20 protein-coding genes, 6 tRNA genes and 1 riboswitch are annotated in these 23,537 nt (G+C 72.2%); of the genes, 13 read left to right on the top strand and 13 right to left on the bottom strand.

Annotated elements, in window-relative coordinates; all coding sequences use genetic code 11:
• Positions 1-32: 32 nt before the first annotated feature.
• Positions 33-239 carry a developmental transcriptional regulator BldC gene (gene bldC, locus MQV74_RS20345; RefSeq protein WP_003949541.1) on the top strand — a complete coding sequence of 69 codons (207 nt, stop codon included), beginning with the start codon at positions 33-35 and terminating at the stop codon, positions 237-239.
• Between the two features lie 539 nt (positions 240-778).
• Here the strand turns inward: bldC and MQV74_RS20340 are convergent.
• The 3 genes from MQV74_RS20340 to hrpA all read right to left on the bottom strand — a co-directional run bounded on the left by MQV74_RS20340 (position 779) and on the right by hrpA (position 5,434).
• On the bottom strand, positions 779-1,006 hold the full coding sequence (locus MQV74_RS20340; protein ID WP_242719692.1) for a DUF6274 family protein: 228 nt from the start codon (positions 1,004-1,006) through the stop codon (positions 779-781).
• A 280-nt stretch (positions 1,007-1,286) separates the two neighbouring features.
• A tRNA-Asp gene (locus MQV74_RS20335) sits at positions 1,287-1,361 on the bottom strand.
• Positions 1,362-1,453: 92 nt separating this feature from the next.
• Positions 1,454-5,434: an ATP-dependent RNA helicase HrpA gene (hrpA, locus tag MQV74_RS20330; RefSeq protein WP_242719690.1), complete on the bottom strand. Its 3,981-nt coding sequence runs from the start codon at positions 5,432-5,434 to the stop codon at positions 1,454-1,456.
• A gap of 83 nt (positions 5,435-5,517) precedes the next feature.
• Here hrpA and MQV74_RS20325 point away from each other — a divergent pair, with 83 nt between their 5' ends.
• From MQV74_RS20325 to MQV74_RS20315, 3 genes are all read left to right on the top strand, one after another.
• Entirely contained in the window at positions 5,518-5,895 is a 378-nt protein-coding gene (locus tag MQV74_RS20325) for a hypothetical protein (RefSeq protein WP_242719688.1), read from the top strand.
• Positions 5,896-5,963: 68 nt separating this feature from the next.
• Positions 5,964-6,722, top strand: coding sequence for a DsbA family protein (locus MQV74_RS20320; RefSeq protein ID WP_242719686.1), 759 nt, complete (start codon positions 5,964-5,966; stop codon positions 6,720-6,722).
• Complete coding sequence (locus MQV74_RS20315) at positions 6,719-7,570, top strand: cytochrome c biogenesis CcdA family protein (RefSeq protein WP_242719684.1); 852 nt, start codon at positions 6,719-6,721, stop codon at positions 7,568-7,570. The genes MQV74_RS20320 and MQV74_RS20315 overlap by 4 nt, the downstream gene beginning before the upstream one ends.
• Before the next feature lie 162 nt (positions 7,571-7,732).
• Here the strand turns inward: MQV74_RS20315 and MQV74_RS20310 are convergent.
• The 4 genes from MQV74_RS20310 to MQV74_RS20295 form a co-directional block, all read right to left on the bottom strand.
• A tRNA-Phe gene (locus MQV74_RS20310) sits at positions 7,733-7,806 on the bottom strand.
• A gap of 27 nt (positions 7,807-7,833) precedes the next feature.
• Positions 7,834-7,908: transfer RNA gene (locus MQV74_RS20305), tRNA-Asp, on the bottom strand.
• Between the two features lie 39 nt (positions 7,909-7,947).
• A tRNA-Glu gene (locus MQV74_RS20300) sits at positions 7,948-8,020 on the bottom strand.
• Between the two features lie 80 nt (positions 8,021-8,100).
• Complete coding sequence (locus MQV74_RS20295) at positions 8,101-9,696, bottom strand: metallophosphoesterase family protein (protein WP_242719683.1); 1,596 nt, start codon at positions 9,694-9,696, stop codon at positions 8,101-8,103.
• A gap of 66 nt (positions 9,697-9,762) precedes the next feature.
• Here MQV74_RS20295 and MQV74_RS20290 point away from each other — a divergent pair, with 66 nt between their 5' ends.
• The 4 genes from MQV74_RS20290 (at position 9,763) to MQV74_RS20275 (ending at position 13,762) form a co-directional block, all read left to right on the top strand.
• The gene (locus MQV74_RS20290) at positions 9,763-10,113 is read left to right on the top strand and encodes a metallopeptidase family protein (protein ID WP_184925157.1); all 351 of its coding nucleotides are present in this window, start codon (positions 9,763-9,765) and stop codon (positions 10,111-10,113) included.
• 189 nt (positions 10,114-10,302) lie between these two features.
• Positions 10,303-10,854 (top strand): hypothetical protein, encoded by a 552-nt coding sequence (locus MQV74_RS20285; protein WP_242719681.1) that lies wholly within the window; start codon positions 10,303-10,305, stop codon positions 10,852-10,854.
• A gap of 344 nt (positions 10,855-11,198) precedes the next feature.
• Positions 11,199-13,475: a DEAD/DEAH box helicase gene (locus MQV74_RS20280; RefSeq protein WP_242719679.1), complete on the top strand. Its 2,277-nt coding sequence runs from the start codon at positions 11,199-11,201 to the stop codon at positions 13,473-13,475.
• A 214-nt stretch (positions 13,476-13,689) separates the two neighbouring features.
• Positions 13,690-13,762: transfer RNA gene (locus tag MQV74_RS20275), tRNA-Lys, on the top strand.
• A gap of 122 nt (positions 13,763-13,884) precedes the next feature.
• On the opposite strand, the gene MQV74_RS20270 is transcribed toward MQV74_RS20275, so the two are convergent.
• The gene (locus MQV74_RS20270; RefSeq protein ID WP_242719677.1) at positions 13,885-14,499 is read right to left on the bottom strand and encodes a hypothetical protein; all 615 of its coding nucleotides are present in this window, start codon (positions 14,497-14,499) and stop codon (positions 13,885-13,887) included.
• A gap of 12 nt (positions 14,500-14,511) precedes the next feature.
• Positions 14,512-14,673, bottom strand: a complete 162-nt coding sequence (locus MQV74_RS20265) for a hypothetical protein (RefSeq protein WP_242719674.1) — start codon at positions 14,671-14,673, stop codon at positions 14,512-14,514.
• Positions 14,674-15,030: 357 nt separating this feature from the next.
• On the opposite strand from MQV74_RS20265, the gene MQV74_RS20260 reads away from it, so the two are divergent.
• Positions 15,031-15,843, top strand: a complete 813-nt coding sequence (locus tag MQV74_RS20260) for an alpha/beta hydrolase (protein ID WP_242719672.1) — start codon at positions 15,031-15,033, stop codon at positions 15,841-15,843.
• An 87-nt stretch (positions 15,844-15,930) separates the two neighbouring features.
• On the opposite strand, the gene MQV74_RS20255 is transcribed toward MQV74_RS20260, so the two are convergent.
• The 4 genes from MQV74_RS20255 to MQV74_RS20240 form a co-directional block, all read right to left on the bottom strand.
• The gene (locus MQV74_RS20255; RefSeq protein WP_242719670.1) at positions 15,931-16,125 is read right to left on the bottom strand and encodes a hypothetical protein; all 195 of its coding nucleotides are present in this window, start codon (positions 16,123-16,125) and stop codon (positions 15,931-15,933) included.
• A 61-nt stretch (positions 16,126-16,186) separates the two neighbouring features.
• Positions 16,187-17,410 (bottom strand): mannosyltransferase family protein, encoded by a 1,224-nt coding sequence (locus MQV74_RS20250; RefSeq protein WP_374120655.1) that lies wholly within the window; start codon positions 17,408-17,410, stop codon positions 16,187-16,189.
• A 260-nt stretch (positions 17,411-17,670) separates the two neighbouring features.
• Complete coding sequence (locus tag MQV74_RS20245) at positions 17,671-18,174, bottom strand: hypothetical protein (RefSeq protein ID WP_242719668.1); 504 nt, start codon at positions 18,172-18,174, stop codon at positions 17,671-17,673.
• Positions 18,167-18,664 carry a SigE family RNA polymerase sigma factor gene (locus MQV74_RS20240; RefSeq protein WP_242719666.1) on the bottom strand — a complete coding sequence of 166 codons (498 nt, stop codon included), beginning with the start codon at positions 18,662-18,664 and terminating at the stop codon, positions 18,167-18,169. Before MQV74_RS20240 ends, MQV74_RS20245 begins: the two co-directional genes overlap by 8 nt.
• 236 nt (positions 18,665-18,900) lie before the next feature.
• Here MQV74_RS20240 and MQV74_RS20235 point away from each other — a divergent pair, with 236 nt between their 5' ends.
• The 4 genes from MQV74_RS20235 to MQV74_RS20220 all read left to right on the top strand — a co-directional run bounded on the left by MQV74_RS20235 (position 18,901) and on the right by MQV74_RS20220 (position 23,275).
• Complete coding sequence (locus MQV74_RS20235) at positions 18,901-20,160, top strand: alginate lyase family protein (protein WP_242719664.1); 1,260 nt, start codon at positions 18,901-18,903, stop codon at positions 20,158-20,160.
• A gap of 69 nt (positions 20,161-20,229) precedes the next feature.
• Positions 20,230-20,303: transfer RNA gene (locus tag MQV74_RS20230), tRNA-Met, on the top strand.
• A gap of 316 nt (positions 20,304-20,619) precedes the next feature.
• A complete protein-coding gene (locus MQV74_RS20225; protein WP_242719662.1) occupies positions 20,620-21,729 on the top strand; it encodes a PP2C family protein-serine/threonine phosphatase in 1,110 nt (369 codons plus the stop codon).
• A 231-nt stretch (positions 21,730-21,960) separates the two neighbouring features.
• A riboswitch (cyclic di-AMP (ydaO/yuaA leader) is annotated at positions 21,961-22,129 on the top strand.
• Positions 22,130-22,141: 12 nt separating this feature from the next.
• Entirely contained in the window at positions 22,142-23,275 is a 1,134-nt protein-coding gene (locus tag MQV74_RS20220) for a M23 family metallopeptidase (RefSeq protein WP_242719661.1), read from the top strand.
• The last annotated feature ends 262 nt before the right edge of the window (positions 23,276-23,537 follow it).

Raw genomic sequence — 23,537 nt, 5'->3', positions numbered from 1 at the left:
GAGAAGGTTCGGTTCTCCCGAGGAGGCCGCTCATGACCGCTCGCACCCCTGATGCCGAGCCGCTGCTGACCCCGGCTGAGGTTGCCACGATGTTCCGCGTCGACCCCAAGACGGTCACGCGCTGGGCCAAGGCTGGCAAGCTCACGTCGATTCGCACGCTCGGCGGGCACCGCCGTTACCGCGAGGCCGAGGTCCGCGCACTGCTCGCGGGCATTCCGCAGCAGCGCAGCGAGGCCTGACGCAGGGCGTTATCGCAGCAAGAAGTGCACATCGGACGAAGGGCACCATCGCTGCCGGGTCCCCCAACCCGGCCGTACCGTCCGACCCATAGCTCCACACGACGCGGGTCCTGCCCCAACGGGGCCCCTGCCTGAGCCACTTGGGTGCGTCGTCGATCGCGCTGGACTCCGCCGGGTCCAGCGCGATCTTTTTTGTGCCCGGGCCCACGCGTCGGGGCCGCTCGTCCTACACGCTCTCCCAGGCTTCAACAAGACGGCTCACAGGGGCGCTCAACAGCGCGCATCGTGCGGCTCCGCCTACAGGTGCAATTGCACATATTAGATTGACCTGTTGTAGGGCGGGTGTAAGTTCAACGGTTTCTGAAACTCATTCGGTGACTACCGTCACACGCACCGTGGCTTGTTGCTCTTGCCGCCCTTGCGCTAATGGGGCGTAGCGCCCGGACGGGGCGAACACGCCTGTCCCTCACGGAGCGGACGGGGCCGCTTCCGTGGCTCTCAGCTTCCCATCGCGGGGGTGCCGCCCGCGGCGGCTTTGGTCATGCCTTGGGGGGACTTTCGTCCCCGCATTGCTCCGGGTGCCCCTCATCGGCCTCGGGCGCCTCTGTGGCCCCGTGGGCGTCGTCGGCGGGCTCCATGGCCAGGCGGAGCAGCCGGTGGCAGATGGGGCAGTGCCGGGTCGCGTGGCGGTACCTCGACGCCGCGGCGAGATGGGCGCGCAGCAGGGCGCGCGTCTCGTGCCGCGCGGATGCGGGGACTGGCGTCATGCGTCACCTCCGGGGGGCGTGGCCGCCCCTGGGCCCCTGGGTCCTGCTGATTGGGGTACCGGCGGAATGTGACGCCGTCAAGGAGTCGAGTGCGGGAACGGGCCGTGGGCCCTTGGGCGGGGTGGTCGCCCTGCGGGCTCGCCCTCAGGTGCCGGACAGGCTTGGTGGTCGCCCCCCCCGGGCTCGTCCTCGAACGCCGGACGGGCTCGACACTCCTGCTCGCCGTCGTCCGTGCACGCGAAAGCGGGCCGCATCCAGAGGATGCGGCCCGCTCTACTTGCGGTCCTGACGGGATTTGAACCCGCGGCCTCCACCTTGACAGGGTGGCGAGCACTCCAAACTGCTCCACAGGACCAGGTTTCGCGGCGCTTGTACTGCGTTGCGCTGCGAGAAGGACTGTACAGGAGTGCAGGCCAGCGGTCGAACTCACCCTGCGTGCCCGACCGGTTACGGCACCGCAGCGTCGATGGCCTTCACGATGCGCTTGTCCGAGACGGGGTAGGCCGTGCCGAGCGCGTGGGCGAAGTAGCTGACCCGCAGCTCCTCGATCATCCAGCGGATGTCCAGGACCTCCTGCGGGACCGGGCGGCCCTGCGGCAGCTGCTCCAGGAGCCAGGCGTACTCGTCGCGCATCTCGCGGACCTTCTCCATGCGCGTGGTGTCCCGTTGCGCGTTCGCCGGCATCTGCTGCAGGCGGCGGTCGGCGGCGACCATGTAGCGCATCAGGTCCTGGAGCCTGCGGATGCCCGTCCCGGTGACGAAGCCGGGCTTGATGAGACCGTCCAGCTGCTCCCGTACGTCCTGGAGGTTGGCGAGCAGCGCGGGGCTGCGCGTCGACTTCAGGCGCCGCTCACAGGCCTGCCAGGCGGCGAGGACCTGCTGGACCTGCGCGACCGTGCGGACCGTCGTGTCGACGATCTCGGCGCGCACCTTCTCGTAGAGCTTGCGGTACGACTCCTCGTCCCACACCGGCCCGCCGAAGTCCGCGATCAGCTTGTCCGCGGCGGCGGTCGCGCAGTCGGCGAACAGCGCGGGCATGGAGCCGTGCGGATTCGCGGACAGGGCGAGCTTCTGCTGGTTGGTCAGCTTGTCCTGGGCGAACTTGGCCGGATTCACCGGGATGTTGCGCAGGATGAGCCGGCGCGTGCCCTTCCACATGGCCTGGGCCTGCTCCGCCTCGGTGTCGAAGAGGCGTACGGAGACCGTGTCGCCGTCGTCGACCAGGGCCGGGAAGGCCTTCACGGGCTGGCCCGCGAATGGGGTCTCCCCTGCTCGAGCGGAGCCGAGAGCTTGGGGATGGGTCTCGAAGACGCGGTTCAGCGTCCCGATGGTCCAGTCCGTGAGGCCGGTGCGCTCGATGGTGGCGCCGCCCGTGCGCTCCGCCGTGGCGGCGGCCGCCTGCGACAGGGCCTTGCGGGCCTTCGGCTTGAGCTGGAGCTTGAGGGCCTCCAGGTCCTTGTCCTCGGCGAGCTTGCGGCGCCGCTCGTCGGTGATCCGGAAGGTGATCTTCAAGTGGTCGGGCACGCGTGTCAGGTCGAAGTCGTCCGGCGAGACCGGTACGCCGACCATGCGCTGCAGCTCGCGTGCCAGGGTGACGTGCAGCGGCTCCTGCAGGGGCACCGCACGCTCCAGGAACGCCTTCGCGAAGTTGGGCGCAGGGACGTAGTTCCGGCGGATCGGCTTGGGCAGGGAGCGGATCAACTCGATCACGACCTCCTCGCGCAGGCCGGGGATCTGCCAGTCGAAGCCCTCGTCGGTGACCTGGTTCAGGACCTGTAGCGGGACGTGGACCGTGACGCCGTCCGCGTCCGCGCCCGGCTCGAACTGGTACGTCACCCTGAACTTGAGCTGCCCCTGGCGCCACGCGTCGGGGTAGTCGTCCTTGGAGACGTCCCCCGCCTTCTCGTTGATGAGCATGGACCGCTCGAAGTCGAGCAGCTCCGGTTCGTCGTGGCGCTTCTTCTTCCACCAGGAGTCGAAGTGGGCGCCCGACACCACGTCCTCGGGCACGCGCTGGTCGTAGAAGTCGAAGAGCGTCTCGTCGTCGACGAGGATGTCGCGGCGCCGCGCCCGGTGCTCCAGCTCCTCGACCTCGGTGAGCAGCCTGCGGTTGTCGGCGAAGAACTTGTGGTGCGTGCGCCAGTCGCCCTCGACGAGCGCGTTGCGGATGAACAGGTCGCGCGAGACCTCGGGGTCGATCCGCCCGTAGTTCACCTTGCGGTCGGTGACGAGCGGGACGCCGTACAGCGTCACCTTCTCGTACGCCATCACGGCCGCCTGGTCCTTCTCCCAGTGCGGCTCGCTGTACGTGCGCTTGAGCAGGTGCTGGGCGAGCGGCTCGACCCACTCCGGCTCGACGCGGGCGTTCACCCGGGCCCACAGGCGTGACGTTTCGACGAGCTCGGCGGACATCACGAAGCGCGGCGGCTTCTTGAACAGCGCCGACCCCGGGAAGATCGCGAACTTCGCGCTCCGCGCCCCCAGGTACTCGTTCTTCGCGCCGTCCTTCACGTCCTTCATGCCGATGTGGCTCAGCAACCCGGCGAGCAGGGAGATGTGCACCTGCTTCTCCGGGGCGTCGCTGTCGTTCAGATGGATGCCCATCTGCTTGGCGACCGTGCGCAGCTGCGTGTAGATGTCCTGCCACTCGCGGATGCGCAGGAAGTTCAGGAACTCCCGCTTGCACATGCGGCGGAACGCGGAGGAGCCGAGCTCCTTCTGCTGCTCGCGCACGTACCGCCACAGATTGAGGTACGCCAGGAAGTCCGACGTCTCGTCCTTGAAGCGGGCGTGCTGCTGGTCGGCCTGTGTCTGCTTGTCGGCGGGGCGCTCCCGCGGGTCCTGGATGGACAGGGCGGCGGCGATCACCATGACCTCGCGGACGCAGCCGTTCTGGTCGGCCTCAAGGACCATGCGGGCCAGGCGCGGGTCCACCGGCAGCTGCGCCAGCTTGCGGCCCTGCTGGGTGAGGCGCTTGCGCGGGTCCTTCTGCGCCGGGTCGAGCGCGCCGAGCTCCTGGAGGAGCTGCACGCCGTCGCGGATGTTGCGGTGGTCCGGCGGGTCGATGAAGGGGAACTTCTCGATGTCGCCGAGGCCCGCCGCGGTCATCTGGAGGATGACGGACGCCAGGTTCGTCCGGAGGATCTCCGCGTCCGTGAACTCGGGACGGGCGGTGAAGTCGTCCTCGGAGTACAGGCGGATGCAGATGCCGTCGGACGTACGGCCGCAGCGGCCCTTGCGCTGGTTGGCGCTGGCCTGGCTGATCGCCTCGATGGGCAGGCGCTGCACCTTCGTGCGGTGGCTGTAGCGCGAGATGCGGGCCGTGCCCGGGTCGATGACGTACTTGATGCCCGGGACGGTCAGGGACGTCTCGGCGACGTTGGTCGCCAGGACGATTCTTCGACCGGTGTGCTGCTGGAAGACGCGGTGCTGCTCGGCGTGCGAGAGCCGCGCGTACAGCGGAAGTACTTCCGTGAACTTGTACTTCTTCTTCTCCAGCGCGTCCGCCGTGTCGCGGATCTCGCGCTCGCCGGAGAGGAAGACCAGGATGTCGCCCTTGCCCTCGGCCTGGAGCTCCTCGACCGCGTCCGTGATCGCGGTGATCTGGTCGCGGTCCGGGTCGTCGCCCTCCTCCTCCAGGAGCGGGCGGTAGCGGACCTCCACCGGATACGTACGGCCGCTGACCTCGACGATCGGGGCGTCACCGAAGTGCCGCGAGAACCGCTCGGGGTCGATGGTCGCCGAGGTGATGACCACCTTCAGGTCCGGCCGCTTGGGCAGCAGCTGCGCCAGGTAACCGAGGAGGAAGTCGATGTTGAGGCTGCGCTCGTGGGCCTCGTCGATGATGATCGTGTCGTACGCGCGCAGCTCGCGGTCCGTCTGGATCTCGGCCAGCAGGATGCCGTCCGTCATCAGCTTCACGTACGTGTTGCCGCTGACCTGGTCGGTGAAGCGGACCTTCCAGCCGACGGCCTCGCCCAGGGGCGTGTTCAGCTCGTCGGCGACGCGCTCGGCGACCGTACGGGCCGCGAGGCGGCGCGGCTGCGTGTGACCGATGAGGCCGCGCACGCCGCGGCCCAGCTCCAGACAGATCTTCGGGATCTGGGTGGTCTTGCCGGAGCCCGTCTCACCGGCGACGATCACGACCTGGTGGTCGCGGATCGCCTCCAGGATCGCGTCCTTCTTCTGGCTGACCGGCAGCTGCTCGGGATAGGTGATCGCGGGCACGCCGTCGGCGCGGCCCGCCATCCTGGTGGCGGCCTGGTCGATGTCCGTCGCGATCTCGGCGAGGACGGTGGCCCGGGCCTCGGGCTTGCGGATCCGGCGCGCACCTTCGAGCCGCCGGCCGATGCGGTGCGCGTCGCGCAGCGACAGCTCCGAGAGGCGGGGGGCGAGGGCGTCGAGGGTGAGGGCGGGCTGCGTAGACATACGCGATCCAGGATCTCACCCGGTGCTCACAGGTGGCCAACCGATTTCCCGGGGCGCGCGTCGCGGCACGTACCATTCCGGGCATGTTGTCCCGTGTGCGTACGCCGTGGTGCCCCCTGGTGGCGGTGCTGCTCGTGGTGCTCGGGGCGTTCTGCGGGCCCGCCTTCGCGGACCGGCCCGCGCCGCCCGTCGAGCGGGCGGCACACGTCTTCGTCCAGGAGACCGACGGGCGGGGGGTGCCCGGCTGCGGCCGGAGCGACGCCTCCGACCTGGGGCAGCGCCCCGCGGTGCCGCCGCGGCAGGGCCCCGGGTGCGAGCTGCCGCCGTCGGCGTACGCGGCCCGTGTCGTGGACTACGACTCCTGGGGAAGCGAGCCGGCCGTGCGGGCCGTCGCGTCGCTGCGCGGGCCGCCGCCGCTCACGCCGCCCTCACCGGTGGATCTCTCCGTTCTGCGCGTGTAGGAGGCCCCTGTCTCAGGGGCCCCTTCAGCTACGCACGCCTACGCACGCAACAGGAGAAGCGCATCAGCATGTCCACTGCCCGCAAGAAGAAGAACATCGCCGTCGTCGCCGCGGTCGCCGTCGCCGCCGGGGCGCTCGGCATCGCCTCCTACACGGCCACCAAGCCGGACGACTCCGCTTCCACGGGGTCCTCCGCGTCCGCCGAGAAGGGCTCGGACTCCGCCGCGCCCGAGGCGGGCGTCTTCCCCGAGCTGGAGGGGCTCGCCCGCCGCGAGGCCAAGGACCCGCTCGCCCAGGGCAAGGCCGACGCTCCCGTCGTCATGATCGAGTTCGCGGACTTCAAGTGCGGCTTCTGCGGCAAGTTCGCCCGTGACACCGAGCCCGACCTGGTGAAGAAGTACGTCGACAACGGCACCCTGCGCATCGAGTGGCGCAACTTCCCGATCTTCGGCGAGGACTCCGAGCGGGCGGCGCGCGGCGCCTGGGCCGCGGGCGAGCAGGGCCGGTTCTGGCAGTTCCACGAGGCCGCGTACGCGGACGGGGCCAAGGAGAAGGGCTTCGGCGAGGACCGGCTCAAGGAGCTGGCGCGCGAGGCCGGGATCAAGGACGTCCCGCGCTTCCTGCGGGACGCCGGGAGCGACGCGGCCAAGGCGGCCGTGAAGAAGGACCAGGACGAGGGCTACAAGCTCGGCGCCACGTCCACGCCGTCGTTCCTGGTCAACGGGCGGCCCATCGCGGGCGCACAGCCCCAGTCCGTCTTCGAGGAGGCGATCGAGAAGGCGGCGGCGAGCCGCGCCAAGGGCGGCAAGGAAGGGTCCGGCAAGTGACGGCCGACGTCGGATACTTCGCCGCCTTCCTCGCCGGTCTCCTCGCCCTGGTCAGCCCGTGCAGCGCGCTACTGCTTCCAGCGTTCTTCGCGTACTCGATCGACTCCACGTCGCGGCTGCTCGCCCGGACGGGGATCTTCTACGCCGGGCTCGCCACGACCCTCGTGCCGCTCGGGGCCGCCGGGTCCACGGCCGGGCGGTTCTTCTTCGGGCACCGGGAGGAGCTGGTCTTCTGGGCGGGCTGGACGATCATCGCGCTCGGGATCGCGCAGGTGGTGGGGTTCGGCTTCGCCTCCCGCCGCCTCGCCGAGCTGTCCGGGCGCATCCGGCCCACCACGGCGGTGTCGGTGTACGCGCTCGGTGCCGTCTACGGCCTTGCCGGGTTCTGCGCGGGCCCGATCCTCGGCAGCGTGCTCACGGTCGCCGCGGTGAGCGGCAGCCCGGTGTACGGCGGTGCGCTGCTCGCCGTGTACGCGCTGGGGATGGCGGTGCCGCTGTTCGTGCTCGCCGCGCTGTGGGAGCGGTTCGACCTGGGGCGGCGGCGGTGGCTGCGCGGCCGTGCCTTCCGCGTCGGCCGTCTGGAGCTGCACACCACGTCGCTGCTCTCCGGCCTGTTCTTCGTGCTGCTCGGCGCGCTGTTCCTCGCCTATGACGGCGCGGCCGCGCTGCCCGGTCTGCTCGACGTGGACGACTCGTACACGGTTCAGGAGAAGGCGAGCCGCATCGGTGACGCGGTGCCCGACTGGGCGGTCCTCGTCGGTCTGGTCGCCGTGGCGGCCGCGGTGGCCCTCGCGGCGGCCCTCCGCGGCCGTCGCGAGGAGTCGGGGGCGGCGCCGGACGCGGAGTAGCCCTTGCTCCCGGGCCCGCCCGGGACCGTGCCCACCCTTGGGTCGCAGGTCAACTGGCCTGCGACCCAAGGTGTTTCACGTGAAACATCCGCGGGGGAGGGGGCTCCCGCAGGGCCGGGGAACGACGAAAGCCCCCGTCCGGAGACGAGGGCTTCGTGACGGTGGCTGGGGCCGGGATCGAACCGGCGACCTATCGCTTTTCAGGCGATCGCTCGTACCAACTGAGCTACCCAGCCACGCAGCTCACCGAGGTGATCTGCAAGCGGTCCTGACGGGATTTGAACCCGCGGCCTCCACCTTGACAGGGTGGCGAGCACTCCAAACTGCTCCACAGGACCTTGCGTTGTGCGAGCACTAGTCTCGCACAGGGTGGTGCGTGCCCCCAACGGGATTCGAACCCGTGCTACCGCCTTGAAAGGGCGGCGTCCTAGGCCGCTAGACGATGAGGGCTATCGACCCGCCTGGGCGCTTCGCAGCGCGTCGGGGACGTGAGAAGCATATGGGATGCGGGGACCTATCGCCAAAACGGTTTACGAAGGAGGGCCCGGCGGGGGTGTCGAGGGCTCGGCCCCGGGCTGGTTCTCCTTGGGGAGATGGCGGCTGACCTCGGCCTTCGTGAGGCCGAGCCCGCCGAGCTTGATCTCGTCCCAGGCCTGGAGCCGCTTGGTCGCGCGGTCCAGATAGAGCACGGAGGTCTCCACGGGGTCGGGGTGTTCGCCCTCGACGGCGCGCAGCCCGCTGCCACCGGTGGAGCCCTCGGTCCGCAGCCGGGTGCCCTTGTCCATGACCTCCATGTCCTGGTGGTGCAGATGCCCCGCGAGCACCAGCGGCACCGTCCCGTCGGTCTCGCGCGCGGCCACCGGGTTGTGCGCGACCGCCACGTCGACCGGCGTGCGCGCGGCGGCCTGGGCGCGCAGGGACGAGGCGAGCGTGATGCCCGCCACTTCCTCCGCCGGGTTGCCCTCCGCCTTCGTGGACCGGTCGGGCGTGAACTGGGGGTCGCCGATGCCCGCGAAGCGCAGGCCCGCGACGTCGACGGGCTTGCCGTCGTCCAGGACGTGCGCGTTCTTGAGCTTCTTCAGATAGCGCTGCGTGGTCGTGGAGTCGTGGTTGCCGCGCACCCACACGTACGGCGCGTCGAGGTCCTCGACGGGGTCGAGGAAGGCGTTCTCGGCGGAGGTGCCGTGGTCCATGGTGTCGCCGGAGTCGACGATGACGTCGATGTCGTACTGCTCGACCAGCGAGTTGATGATCTTCCAGCTCGCCGGGTTGAGGTGGATGTCGGAGACGTGCAGGAGGCGGATCGTGGAGGGGTCCGGCTCGTACGCGGGCAGCGTCGACGTCACGTCGTACAGCTTGGTCACGTTCGTCACCAGGCGCGCCAACTCGCGCTGGTAGACGTCGAATTCGCTGACGATGTTGCGGGCGTTGCCGACCACGGAGGGCGCGCTGCTGAGCAGTCCCGAGAACTTCGGCTCCAGGACCGACCGGGGGTTCCAGGTGGCGAACGCCGCTGCGCCGGACGCGGCGAGCAGGGCCAGGGCGAGGCCGCCCGCGGCGAGCGCGCGCCGGGGGCGGCGGTAGACGGCGAGGCCGAGCGCGGTCGCCCCGGCGACGACCGCGGCGCAGGAGCGCACCGCGAGGTTCAGCGTGCCGTTCGCCACGTCGGAGGCCACTTCCTCCTGGAGCCCCGAGATTCGCTCGGGGTGGTCGACCAGGGCCTCGGAGCGCACCGGGTCGAGGCGGTCCACGTCGACGTCGAGGCGGATCGGCGCGGTGTGCGAGCGCAGTTCCAGGGAGCCCAGGGGCGACACGTCGATCTTCGTACCGCCGGTGAGCGAGGGTCGCAGCGCCATTCGGGTGTCCATCGGCCCCACGGACGTACGGACGCTGCCGACGATCAGCAGGCCGAGCCAGGCGCCGAGCACCACGACGGTGACCAGACCCAGGGAGCGCGCAAAAGGGCGCGGGTTCGTGCCGAGCTCGGCCAGAGCACGCCCCTGACGTGCGCTTTCGCGGCTGCTCCGGGGTGCGCGCCGGAAGGCGCGGACGCGGTCGGCGAGAGAGGTGGGGGCACCGCGCAGGCTGCGCAGGTGCCGCAGAACGACCGTGACGTCGCGCCCCATTGGGCGCGTATGCCCGCACGGAGAGGTGGCTATGCCTGCCGCTGATCGACGGTCGACAATGGGCCCGTGCTGGAGATGACGCGTGAGGAGTTCGAGGAACTGGTGGCCGAGGCGCTCGACCGGATCCCGCCCGAGCTGACACGGCTCATGGACAACGTGGCGGTGTTCGTCGAGGACGAGCCGCCCAGCGACGACCCCGAGCTGCTCGGGCTCTACGAGGGCACGCCGCTGACCGACCGCGGCGAGTGGTACGCCGGGGTGCTGCCGGACCGGATCACGATCTACCGGGGGCCGACGCTGCGGATGTGCGTGTCGCGCGAGGACGTCGTGGCGGAGACGGAGATCACCGTCGTGCACGAGGTGGCGCACCACTTCGGGATCGACGACGAGCGGCTGCACGCGCTCGGGTACGGCTGAGCGGCCCCGGCCGTGCCGTGCCGTTCCCGAGCGGCCGAGCGGTCCCGGGCGGGGCCCCGCCGTCCCTGATCGGCCGGGTCGCCGGGCCGGGCGCGGGTCCTCTTGGGGCGGTGCCGCGCGTGTCCTCTTGCCGGGCGCGGGAGTTGGGCAGGTCGTCTCTCTCCCCCTGCGCCTCGGAGGTGCTCGGCCGTGCGCCAGTTCTACGTTTCCGTCCGGTGGGCCGCGACCGTGGTGGCCGTCGCGGCGACCGCGGGCTGCATGAGCATCGGCGACGACGGGAGCGGCGCGCCCGTGCCCGGGAAGTCGGTCAAGGAGCGCGGGGGCGCCGCCGCGCCCGACGGCGGCACGGTGCTGCCCGGCGACGGACGCGGACGCGGCGACGACGGGGGCCGCGGGGGCGGCGACGGCAAGGGGAAGAAGAGCAAGGGCAAGCGCGGCGACAAGGGCGAGGCGTCACCGGAGGCCGACGGCGACGACAAGCCGGGCAGCAAGCCGTCGCGGGCCGGGTCCGGCACCGCCGCCGCGTCGGTCGAGCCGACGAAGAACGGGCGGCCGACGCCGACGCGCACGAAGCCGGGGCCCCGCCCCACGCGGACCACCCCCACCCCGGACCCGACGCCCGAGCCGCCCACGCCGTCGCCGGACCCCACGACCCCGGAGCCCTCGTCGTCGGCGCACGGGGAGGCGGAGGGGCCGGTCAAGGAGCAGGGGGAGCCGTCGCCTGAGGCGGGCCCGGCGTAGTCCGGGGCGGGTGGGGCGCGGCCCTGGGCGGGTGGGGCGTAGTCCGGGGCGGGTGGGGCGCCGGTCCATCGGCCTTCGGCCTCGTCCTCGAACGCCGGACGGGCTTGATCCTCCGCTCGCGTCGTCGCCCCCGACACCCGGCCTCTGTGGTGCACATTTGCCAATGTGGGTGGTAGGTGCGTATGGTGGTAGATCGTTTGATCCCATTTGCCCGGCGCCGACACAGAAGAGCGCCGCGTGGCGCGTACTCTCCCTTGCCGTGGCTGACCGCATAGAGGCGGTCCATTGCGAAATCACGGAGTTGACGGGCGCGTGCCGAGACTCCGGAAGGTTTCGCATTTCGCATGTCCATTTCCAGTTCTGACCACGCCGTCCTGCCCGAGAACGAGTCCGCCCTCGACGTGGCCGAGGCCGTCGTCGAGGCCGCCGCGACCGTCGAGTCCGAGGCCGTGGAGCCCGCGGAGCAGGTCGTCGAGGCCGAGGCCCTTGAGGCCGCTGACGCCGACGCCGACGCCGACAGCGAGGCCGACGCCGACGCCGAGCCCGAGATCACCTTCGGCGACCTCGGTCTGCCCGACGGCGTCGTCCGCAAGCTCGCGCGCAACGGCGTGCACACCCCCTTCCCGATCCAGGCCGCGACCATCCCGGACGCCCTGGCCGGCAAGGACATCCTCGGCCGCGGCCGCACCGGCTCCGGCAAGACCCTCTCCTTCGGTCTGCCGACCCTGGCGCGCCTCGCCGAGGGCCACACCGAGAAGAAGAAGCCCCGCGCGGTCATCCTGACCCCGACCCGCGAGCTGGCGATGCAGGTCGCCGACGCCCTCCAGCCCTACGGCGACGTCCTCGGCCTGAAGATGAAGGTCGTCTGCGGCGGTACGTCCATGGGCAACCAGATCTACGCCCTGGAGCGCGGCGTCGACATCCTCGTCGCCACCCCGGGCCGTCTGCGCGACATCATCAACCGCGGCGCCTGCTCCCTGGAGAACGTCGAGGTCGCCGTCCTCGACGAGGCCGACCAGATGTCCGACCTGGGCTTCCTGCCCGAGGTCACCGAGCTGCTCGACCAGGTCCCGGCCGGCGGCCAGCGCATGCTGTTCTCGGCCACGATGGAGAACGAGATCTCCACGCTGGTCAAGCGCTACCTGGTCAACCCGGTCAGCCACGAGGTCGACGCCGCCCAGGGCGCCGTCACGACCATGACGCACCACATCCTGATCGTGAAGCCCCGCGACAAGGCGCCGGTCACCGCCGCGATCGCCGCGCGCAAGGGCCGCACCATCATCTTCGTCCGCACCCAGCTGGGCGCCGACCGCATCGCCGAGCAGCTGCGCGACGCCGGTGTGAAGGCCGACGCGCTGCACGGCGGCATGACGCAGGGCGCGCGTACGCGGACCCTCGCGGACTTCAAGGACGGCTACGTCAACGCGCTCGTCGCCACCGACGTCGCCGCCCGAGGCATCCACGTCGACGGCATCGACCTGGTCCTGAACGTGGACCCGGCCGGCGACCACAAGGACTACCTGCACCGCTCGGGCCGTACGGCGCGCGCGGGCCGCAGCGGCACGGTCGTGTCCCTCTCCCTGCCGCACCAGCGCCGCCAGATCTTCCGCCTCATGGAGGACGCGGGCGTCGACGCCTCCCGCCACGTCATCAACGGCGGCGGCGCCTTCGACCCGGAGGTCGCCGAGATCACCGGCGCCCGCTCCATGACCGAGGTGCAGGCCGACTCCGCCAGCCAGGCCGCGAGCCAGGCCGAGCGCGATGTGCAGGGCCTGACCAAGGAGCTGGAGCGCGCCCAGCGCCGCGCCGCCGAGCTGCGTGAGGAGGCCGACCGCCTCACCGCGCGGGCCGCGCGCGAGCGGGGCGAGGACCCGGCCGAGGCGATCGCCGCTGCCGCCGCCGAGACCGCCGCCGACGCCGTCGCGGCCGAGGCCGCGCCGGTCTCCGTGCCGGAGCAGACGGACCAGCCGCAGGCCGAGCGCGCCGAGGGCTTCGACCGTGGCGACCGCGGTGGCTTCCAGCGCCGTGACGACCGTCGTGACGACCGGGGCGGCCGTTCCTTCGACCGTGACCGTCGTGACGACCGTGGCGGCTTCCAGCGCCGTGACGACCGTGGCGACCGCGGTGGCTTCCAGCGTCGCGACGACCGTCGTGACGACCGGGGCGGCCGTTCCTTCGACCGTGACCGTCGTGACGACCGTGGCGGCTTCCAGCGTCGCGACGACCGTGGCGACCGTGGCGGCTTCCAGCGTCGCGACGACCGTGGTGACCGTGGCGGCTTCCAGCGCCGTGACGACCGTGGCGACCGCGGTGGCTTCCAGCGCCGTGACGACCGTGGCGACCGCGGTGGCTTCCAGCGCCGTGACGACCGCGGCGGCCGTCCCTTCGAGCGTCGCGACGACCGCGGTGACCGTGGCGGCTTCCGCCGCGACGACCGCCCGTCGGGCCACCGCGGCAGCGACCGTCCGTTCAACCGCGACCGCCGCGACGACCGCCCCGCCGGTGGCGGCTACCGCTCCGGCGGCCACGACCGTCCGTCGTACAACCGCCGTGACGACCACCGCTCCGGCGGCTCCTTCGGCCGCCGCGACGACAAGCCGCGCTGGAAGCGCAACGGCTGACACGCCGGTCCGGCACACAGCCGATGACTGATGAAGGCGGGCACATCTCCGGATGTGCCCGCCTTCACGCGTACGCCGTCCCTGCACAACCCCGGTCCACGGGAGGCGGTTCGCTCCCCGTTCGCCCCGCCGCCACGGCCGCGCTGCCGATACCCGATCGGACTGCGGGGCCCGGCGGGCTATGCTCATGGGTGCGCCGACATCACGTCGGCGAGGACCGTTAGCTCAATTGGCAGAGCAGTGGACTTTTAATCCATTGGTTGTGGGTTCGAGTCCCACACGGTCTACGAGGAGCGGGAGAGGGAAGCCCCCTCTGACCTGCTAAGCAGCGCTCGGGTCCACTTCGGTGGGCTCGGGCGCTGCTTCGTTTGCGCGCCCTTGCGCGAGCGATGCGTGAGCGGACGGGGCATCAGAGGCCTTCCCCGCCTTGCGAGCCCGGGGGATCAGGTTCGCGGTCTTCTCGGCGATGTCGCGGTCGATCCCGGGGAGCGGGCTCGTATGCGTGGGCCCAGCGGCCGATGGTGAAGTGGGCGGCCCAGGACTGGCCGGGCGGGGCGGTGGCGGTGCGTTCGATGGAGGTCTGGGAGGCGGCCAGTGCTTTGGCGGCGAGCTTGTGGTTGCCGTCCAGGCGGAAGGCGTGCGCGTAGTACTGCTTGGCACGGTCCTGGTGGCCATCGTCGTCGCCCTCGTCCTGGTACATCCAGCTGATGAGGTGGGCGAGCTGAGAGGTCGCGGCGTACAGGTGGCGGCCGGTGGCCTCGGTGTACTTGCCGTCCAGCCCGGGACCGGCGTTGTCGGTGAGGTGGCTGACGGCCAGGCGGCGCACGTGGCTGCCGCCGTACTCGGCCGCCGAGTCGCCCAGGGTCTTGACCACGGCAAGGACGGCGTCCACCTCACCCTGGCCCACCCGTACGGCCCCTGCGAACGCGGTGCGCACGCGCCGGGTGACGGCCTCGGCGTCCGGCACGCCGAGGAGGGACAGGGTCGCGCCGTCGGAGGCGGTCAGGAAGCTCCGACGGTCCACGGCACTCCTCCCTCAGACCAGGACTGAGGCCACGGTATCCGCGGGTTCGGTGATCGGCGCGGGCATAGCGACGACCTGGGATGCGTCGATCCCCAAGACCTGGATCACGTAGGGGAACCAGTAGTCGGGGTTACGCTCGCCGACCATCAGCTTGCGGGCGTACTGCCGGGGCATGGCGGTGGGTCCTCTCGGCCTTGTCTCGGAAGGCATGCCGCGGCCCTCGCCACGCTGCACCTGCACAGGCAGCAACGAGGCACGTAAGGACTACATGGAGGATCCATGTGACCCCGATCCATTCCATCAGGAAGGGGGGGTGCCGTGCGCGGGAGGGCGGCGTGCGCCTCCGGGCCCCGGGGGCGCCGTGCGCGGGAGGGCGGCGTGCGCCTCCGGGCCCCGGGGGGCCTCCGCGTGCGGAGGCAGCTCATCAGGAAGAGACTGGGAAAGGTGACGCCCCCCGTGTGACGCCTCTGGGCTCGCGCCCCGGGTCCAGCCCGCCGCCGGAGACTCTTTCCCTTCCTCCTGGAGGCTGCCATGAACGCGCATCGCACGCCCGTGATGTTCATCCACGGCCTGTGGCTGCATTCGACGAGTTGGCAGGGCTGGGCCGACACCTTCAGCGAAGCCGGGTACGAGCCGTTGCTGCCCGAATGGCCGGGCGTTCCCGACACTGTCGCCGAGGCTCGCAGACAGCCCGAGCGGCAGGCCGGGGTCGGCCTCGCCGAGATCTCCGAGGCGCACGCCGAGGTCATCCGCACGCTCCACACCCCTCCGGTGCTGGTCGGGCATTCCGTGGGAGGCTTCATCGCCCAGCACCTGCTGGGCCAAGGGCTCGGCGCGGCGGCGGTGGCGATCTGCCCCGGGCAGATCAAGGGCGTCAAAGCCATCGCCCCGGCCCAGGCCAAGTCCGCCTTCGCCTTCCTGCGCAATCCCGGCAACACCAAGAGGGCCGTATCGCTCGACGCGGCGCAGTTCCGCTACGCCTTCGCCAACGCCGTCTCCCAGGAGGAGTCCGACGAACTGTTCGAACAGTGGACCATCCCCAGCCCGGCGCGGCCTCTGTTCCAGCTGGCCCTCGGCAACGTCACCCCGAACTCCGCCGCCAAGGTCAACACCGACAACGAGACCCGGGGCCCGCTCCTGCTGCTGTCCGGCAAACTCGACCACACGGTTCCCGACGTGCTGACCCGCTCCACCTTCAAGCAGTACCGCCGCTCCAGCGCCGTCACCGAGTACCAGCGCTTCGACGACCGAGGCCACTCCCTCATCGTCGACCACGGCTGGCCCGACCTCGCCGCGACGTCCTTGGCATGGCTGCGTAAGTCCGTTCCCGCGCTTTCGTCATAGCTGCCTCCCGCACCGCGCCGACTGTCGAGCACGGCGACAGCGCCGCCCTGCCCCTCGACACCGGCCGCACCCGCACAACCGGTCTGCTTACTGGAGGCTCTGGTTGTCGTCGCCGCGGTGGCGTCGCTGGGACTTCTGGTAGCGGCTCGCGGCCTCGCCCGCCGCGGACGTCAGCCGGGCCGCGGCGCGGATGCCGCGCGGGGCGTTGCCGCGTACCGTCCAGACGACCGCGCCGAAGCCGGCGAGTGCCAGTACGAGCAGCACGATGAGCAGTACGAGCATGCGCTTCCCCTTGGTCGGGCCCGGTCGGGCTCCTCGCATCCTCTCAGGCTCCCCGGGAGCGCTAGCCCGCCCACCGGCCCGTCAGGAACGTGAGGGCGCAGAGGGTCATGAGGGGCGCGGCCAGACAGACGTAGGCCGTGCGGACGCGCGGCGCGCGCAGGCTCCAGGCGGCCAGGGAGACCCACAGCGGCCACCACAGGAGGGTGGCGCGCGGCAGCGACATGTACCAGTACGACGTGCCGAGGGCGACGAGGGCCAGGCCCGTGTACGCCGCCTCCGCCCAGCGGCGGCGGTACAGGAGGAAGCCGGTCAGGACCAGGCCGAGGACCATCGTGAGGAGCTCGGCCTGGAACTCCACGGCGTAGCCGGTGGACGTGGTGTGGCCGAAGGCCGCCTCCCAGGTGTTGCGCCAGGCCTCCCACGGCGAGTGGAAGTCGCGGTACCAGCCGCGCTCCTCGGCGTGCTTCCACGCCATCCAGTCGCCGGTGCGGGACTTGAGGAACCAGCTGTACGCCAGCGGCGGCAGCGCGGGGAGCAGCAGCCAGGGCAGGGCGCGGCCGTCGCGGTGGGCGCGGACCGTGGTGAGGAAGTGGACCGCGAGCGCGGCGGCCAGGAACAGGCCGCTCACCCGGACCGTGGTCGCGAGCGCGGCGAGCACCGCCGCGAGCGGCCAGGCGCGCCGCCGCGCCGCCAGCCACGCGGGCAGGGCGAAGGCGAGGAACAGCGCCTCGGTGTAGCCCGCCGCGAGGAAGACCGCACACGGCGACAGGAGGAAGAACAGGACCGCCCGGCGGCCCGCGTCCGGGTGGGGCACGTGGTCGCGGGCGATGCGGGCGAGGGCGAGGACCGCCACCGCGCCGGCGGCGAAGGAGACGAGCAGCCCCGCCGCCGCCCAGTCCGGTACGACGGCGTGGACGGCGCGCAGCGTGAACGGGAAGCCCGGGAAGAAGGCCTCCCGGTTGTCCCAGCCCTCCATCCCGGGGCGGAGGTCCCCGGGAAAGTAGCCCTCTTGGGCTATGCGCAGGTAGTGCCACCAGTCCCACTGCTGCCAGGCGGACAGCGGGGACGCGGCGTGGCGGGTGCGGGAGTCGGGCGGGAACAGCCAGGTGGCGCCGTACGCCGTCGTCCACAGGCCCGCGCGCGTGACCACGTAGAGGAAGAGGACGTCCGCGTCCTCCTTGCCGAGCAGGCGCCACCGGCGGCGCCGCGGGGCGCCGCGCCGCCGGGGGACCTGGACGGAGGCGGCCGCTCCCGACCGGGGCCGGGGCGGGGAGGAAACGGACAAGACGGTGCCTCCGTGGGTGGGTTGGGGTGTTTCGGGGCGCGCGGGGCCGCCGCGCGGCAGTGCAGTGTGAGGGAGGGGAGCCGCCCGTGGGTAGACGTGGGCGACTGGCGCGGCACAGGTCCGCGCTCAAGGGGCCCGCGCTCAAGGGGCCTCGCGTTCAAGGCCCCGCGCTCAAGGGGCCCCGCGTTCAAGGGCCCCGCGCTCAAGTCACTCAAGGGCACCGGCACTCACGGGGCCTGGCCCTCAAGGGCCCCGGCGTATCAGCCGCGAGGCGCCCCCGTGCCGGAGCCCGTGTCGGAGCCCGTGTCGGAGGCCGCCGCCCCCAGCGCCGAACCGAGCGCCTCCCCGCTCTCCGGCGGATACGTGGGCGTGCGCGGCGGCGCGCTGCTCTCCGCGTCGCCGAGCTGCGATGCGGTGCCCGAGGTCTCCGTCGGCGGGAAGCTCGCGCTGGGCGGGGGCGGCGACTGGCCGTCCGTGGTCGGTGAGGGCGAAGGGGAGGGGGAGGGCGAGCGCGGCACGGACGGCGACTGGGGGCCCGAAGGGACGGTGGCGGGCGGCGTCGGCTCGGAGCTGTAGGTCAGCGCCAGGGCGCCCGCGCCCGCGACGAACAGGGTCGCGGCAACGGCGACGGCCGTGACGAAGACCCGGTGGGCCCGGCGTCCGCGCTGGACGACGACGGAGACGGGCGGCACACCGGCGTGGACGCGGCCGGCGTCGGCGGCCTCCTGGAACAGCGAGCGCAGGGGGTCGTGCGGTTCAGACACCGGGGGCCTCCTCGGTACGCGGGTCTGTCAGACGGAGGGCGAGCGCGGCACGGCCGCGCGAGAGATGGGTCTTGACCGTGCCGGGGGACAGGCCGGTCTCCCCGGCGATCTGCTCGACGGAGAGGTCGCACATGTAGTGCAGGGCGAGCGTCCGCCGCTGCTGCGGCGGCAGTTCGCGCAACGCCTCGACCAGGGCGACCGATTCGGGTCCTGGACCCTCGGCGTGCGGCGGGGCACCGCTGCGCTGCCAGGCCGAGGCCGAGCGGCGCACGCCGCGCCAGCGGCTCACCGCGAGCCGCCAGGCCACGGTGCGGATCCACGCCTCGGGGCGGCCGTCGCGGTCGAGCCGCCCCCGGCGGCTCCAGCCCTTGACGAACGCCTCCTGCACGACGTCCTGCGCTTCGTGCAGGTCGCCGAGCATCACGTACAGCTGCCCGGTCAGTCGTGCGGCCGCGTGCGCGTAGAACTCCTCGAACTCCTCGACGGTCAACAGATTGCTCCCGGATCTCCTTGGTCTCACCGTGCATACGCCCACCGACCCGCGTCCGGATGACACGGAAGGCGAAAGATCCAGGTGACGACGGTCACAGGCTGGATGCGGTGCACCCCGCTCGCAGCTCCGGCACGCGCGTCGCCGACGGGGCGCCCCACGACCGGCCCAACAAATCCTGCGCCCCCGGCGCCGCCGCGGCACGCTGCCAGTGGAATCTGATCCGGAGGTGCGGCATGGCGGCTCAGGCACAACCAGGGGCCCGGTCCCGCGGGCCCCGCGGGGGCATACCCGGCCGCCGGATCCGCGCGGCGGCGCTCGCCCTGCTCCTCGCCCTCACCGCGCAGGGCTGCGGCGGTTCCGACGAGCCCGGCGCCGCGGCCACCGCCCCCGCCCGCCGCGCCGACCTGCCCTTCAGCCATCCGGGCGTCCTCGTCAGCAAGGCCCAGCTCGACCGGGTGCGCGCCCACGTCGCGGCCCGCGAGCAGCCCTGGCGCACGGCGTACGAGCAGCTGCGCGCCAGCAAGTACGCGGCCGCCGACTACCGCCCGAAGCCGTACGCCGTGGTCGCCTGCCCGCCCGGCAACGAGCCGGGCCGGGGCTGCGTGGAGGAGCGCGAGGACGCCCTGGCCGCGTACACCCAGGCCCTGCTCTACAACGTCACCGGCGACCGCGCCCACGCCGAGAAGGCCATCGCGATCATGGACGCCTGGGCCCGGGTCGTCACCCGGCACACGGAGGCCAACGCGGGCCTGCAGACCGCCTGGGCCGCCACCTCCTGGGCGCGCGCCGCCGAAGCCGTGCGCTACACCTACGACGGCTGGGCCGACGGTGACCTGCTGCGCTTCGAGCGGATGCTCCGCAACGCCTATCTGCCCCAGGTCGTGGCCGGTTCGATCGAGTCCAACGGCAACTGGGACCTCGTCATGGCCGACGCCGTCATCGGCATGGCGGTGTTCCTCGACGACCACGCGGCCTTCGAGGAGGCGGTGCGCCACTTCCGCAGCCGCGTGCCCGCGTACTTCTATCTGAAGTCCGACGGACCGCTGCCCGTGGCGCCCCGGGGCAGCGACCTCGACACGGCGGCCGAGCTGAGCCGCTACTGGTTCGGCCAGAAGAGGTTCGCCGACGGGCTCGCGCAGGAGACCTGCCGCAACTTCAAGCACGCCGGGTACTCCCTGGCCGCCACCGCCCACATCGCCGAGACGGCCTGGCACCAGGGCGTCGACCTGTACGCCGAGGTCAAGGACCGGCTGCGGGCCGCGTTCGAGTTCCACTCCGGCTACCAGCTCGGCGCCACCGCGCCCGGCTGGCTGTGCGGCGGCAGGCTCCAGCGCGACCTCGGGCCCGACACGGAGGTCGGCCTGAACCATCTGCGCGGCCGCCTCGGCATGGACCTGCCGAACACCCGGAAGCTCACCCTGGAGCGGCGCCCGGAGGGCACCGACGACCTGTTCGTGGCCTGGGAGACGCTGACGCACGCGGAGAACACCTGAGGCGCGTGGGGCACCTCGGGTACCGGTTCGCGTTCTGTGCCCCTGATGGCGTACTGTTGGTTTCACCGACGCGGGGTGGAGCAGCTCGGTAGCTCGCTGGGCTCATAACCCAGAGGTCGCAGGTTCAAATCCTGTCCCCGCTACTGAAGAGCCGAAGGCCCGGAATCCCCAGGGATTCCGGGCCTTCGGCGTTTCCGGAAACCTCCACGCGGCCGGGGCTCGGGGCCGGGCCCGCACAGCGCCGACGGGGGCGCACGCCGTCCGCGCGAGCAGGCGCGCCACCGCCCCGCGCCAGGGCGCACGCTGCCCGCCGGATCACCCACTCGGAGCACGCCGGGTCGCCCCCGGGGCCCAACGCGGGAAGCCTTGGGCCGATGCGGCGGGTCTGCGGCGGGAGTGGAGCGGTGGTTGCTTTGGGCGGTGGGGGCCTCCGTACCGGAGCCGGGCCGGAGGCGTGCCATGGGCGCTGAGGGCCCGGCACCGCGCCGCGAGCGGGCCCTCACCCGCGTGCTGCCCCCGCTCCTGATCGTCGTCGGGGTCGCCTTCGACGCGCTCACACCGCCCCAGTTCACCGCGTCCCCGCTGTTCGCCGCCGCGCCCCTGATCGCGGCCCCGTTCTTCTCGCTCGGCACCACCGTGGCGACGGCCGCCGTGTCCTGCGTCGCCGTGCTCGCCCTGCGCATCGACAACCACTCGGGCGTGGACGTCGAGGTCGTCACCTCGTTCGTCACCATGCTGACCGTCGGCGCCCTCGCCGTCGTGATCAACCGCGTCGTCCGCCGCGGCGACGCCCGCCTCGCCTCCGCCCGCTCCATCGCCGAGGCCGCGCAGCGGGCCGTCCTGCCGCAGCCGGACCCGCGCATCGGCGGCCTCGACGTCGCCGCCCGGTACGAGGCCGCGCAGGCCGACGCCTTCATCGGCGGCGACCTGTACGCGGTGCAGGACACCCCGCACGGCGTCCGGCTGATCGTCGGCGACGTCCGCGGCAAGGGCATGGGCGCGGTGGCCGCCGTCGCCGTCGTCATCGGCTCCTTCCGCGAGGCGGCCGAGCAGGAGGCCACCCTGGAGGCCGTGGCGCAGCGCCTGGAGCGTGCCCTCGCGCGCGAGGGCACGCGGCGCGACGGGCTCGACGCCTTCGAGGGGTTCACCACGGCCGTCCTCGCGGAGATCCCGCGCGGCGGCGGCAGCGTACGCCTGGTCAACCGCGGCCACCCCGAGCCGCTCCTGCTGCGCGCCGACGGGCGTCTGCGCGTGCTCTCGCCCGCCGAACCCGCGCTGCCGCTCGGCATGGGCGACCTCGGCGTCTGGCCCGACCGGGCGGACGAGACCGACTTCCCGCCCGGATCCACGCTGCTGCTCCACACCGACGGGCTCAGCGAGGCCCGGGACGCGCGGGGCGCCTTCTACGACCCCGCGGCCCGGCTCGGGGGCCGCGTCTTCTCGGGAGCGGACGCCCCCGACGCGCTCCTGTCCACGCTCGTCGCCGAGGTCCTCGACCACACCGGCGGCGGCGCCACCGACGACATGGCGCTCCTCGCCGTACGACGGCCCGTCACACCCCGTGACTGAACGGAGTCCCAGCGCAGCGCAACTGACGCCCCGTCATGCGCAGCTGAAGATCGATCCCGCTGCGCAGCGTCATGGCGCCCACTCAACTCGCCCTATTCCCAGCCTTGATGTCCCGTTGTGTTCGTGGCGTAAGCGTTAACGATCAACTCGAACAGCTTGGAATACCGACCCGCTGTCTATTAACGTTCGATAACGCAGCGCGGTCGTCCCAGCCGTCACACCCGGCGGCTCCGCGCGCACGCGCCTAATCCCGCAAGGGAGCCGGGGAACCACCATCTTGGGGTGAATCGGACGCCTCTCGCGCACGCGGACCCGTATCCGCCGTGCACGAGCAGCGGCCGTAGGAGACCTTCCTGCTCCGAACCCGTCAGCTAACCCGGTAGGCGAGAAGGAAGGAAAGGAGTGCGCCCCCGTGGCGTCCAACCGGCCTGCCCCAGAAGCGCTCTACATACCCCACGGCAGTCTCATCGAGGGTGCCGACGGCGGCGAAGGACCCGGGGGACACACCGGGTACGCCGACCAGGCCGAGGCCTCCGCGCCCGCCGGGTACGCCGGTTACGCCTCCCAGGAGCCCCCGGCCTCCTGGGAGGAGTGGAACCCCACCGCGGAGACCGTCCGCCCCGTGCGCGGCAAGCACCGCATCCACAAGAAGGGCGGCGGCGGCCTCGCCCGCAGCTCCACCGTCCTGGGCGTCGGCGTCATCGCCGCCGTCGGCGCGGGCGGCATCGCCACCGCGCAGGGCGGTAAGCCGCCGGTCTCCATCGCCATGCCGGACCTGGGGTCGCTGCCCGGCGTCGGCTCCCTGATGGACGGCGACGACACCGCCGCACCGGTCACCGCCGCGGCCGCGGCGCCGCTCAGCTCCGCGGGCGTCACCGGCGCCGACGCCGAGCGGGGCACCACGGACGCGGGGGAGGCCCTGCGGGCCCGCATCCTCCAGCAGGCCGAGAACCAGCACCACCAGGCGGACGACGCGCAGCGCAGGCAGGCCGAGGACGCGGCCGTGGCCAGGGCCGCCGCGGCCGCCACGGCCCAGCAGGGCAAGGCGGCGGCCGAGGCCAAGGCGAAGGCCGCGAAGGAGAAGCGCGAGAAGGAGGAGGCGGCCCGCAAGAAGCGCGAGGCCGAGCGCCTCGCGAAGCTCGCCAAGAGCTACACGCTGCCCGCCTCCTCGTACGTCCTCACCTCCCACTTCGGCGACTCCGGCTCCATGTGGTCCTCGGGGCAGCACACCGGCCTGGACTTCGCGGGCTCCAGCGGCTCCCCGCTGAAGGCCGTCCACTCCGGCACCATCACGGAGGCGGGCTGGGCGCGCGCGTACGGCTACCGCACGGTCCTGAAGCTCGATGACGGCACCGAGATCTGGTACTGCCACCAGTCCTCGCTCTCCGTCAGCGTGGGCCAGAAGGTCAGCACCGGCGACGTCATCGGCCGCATGGGCGGCACGGGCAACGTCACCGGGGTCCACCTCCACCTGGAGGTCAGGACGGGTGGCGGCGCGGCCATCGACCCGCTGTCCTGGCTGCGCGGCAAGGGCCTGACCCCCTGATCCCGCCCGCCGCGGAGCCCCCCGTGACCGCGCGGCCCGCTGACGGCCGACCGCTGATCCGCTGACGGCCGACCTCTGACGGCCGATCGCTGACCGCTGGCGGCCGATCGCTGACCGCTGACCGCGAAGGGTCCTCAGACTCCGGCGGTCCTGGCGACGACCCCCCGACGCCAGGGCCGCCGGTTCCTCCGTCCCGCGGCCTCCCCGGCCGGTTCCACATCCTGGAATCCCTTGTCTGGAATCCGCCGTCCGACACCGGAAT

It is taken from the genome of Streptomyces sp. AN091965 (genome assembly GCF_022698285.1).
GTDB lineage: Bacteria > Actinomycetota > Actinomycetes > Streptomycetales > Streptomycetaceae > Streptomyces.
Note: the sequence above shows the minus strand (reverse complement) of the source record. Positions and strands in the feature narration are given on the sequence as shown.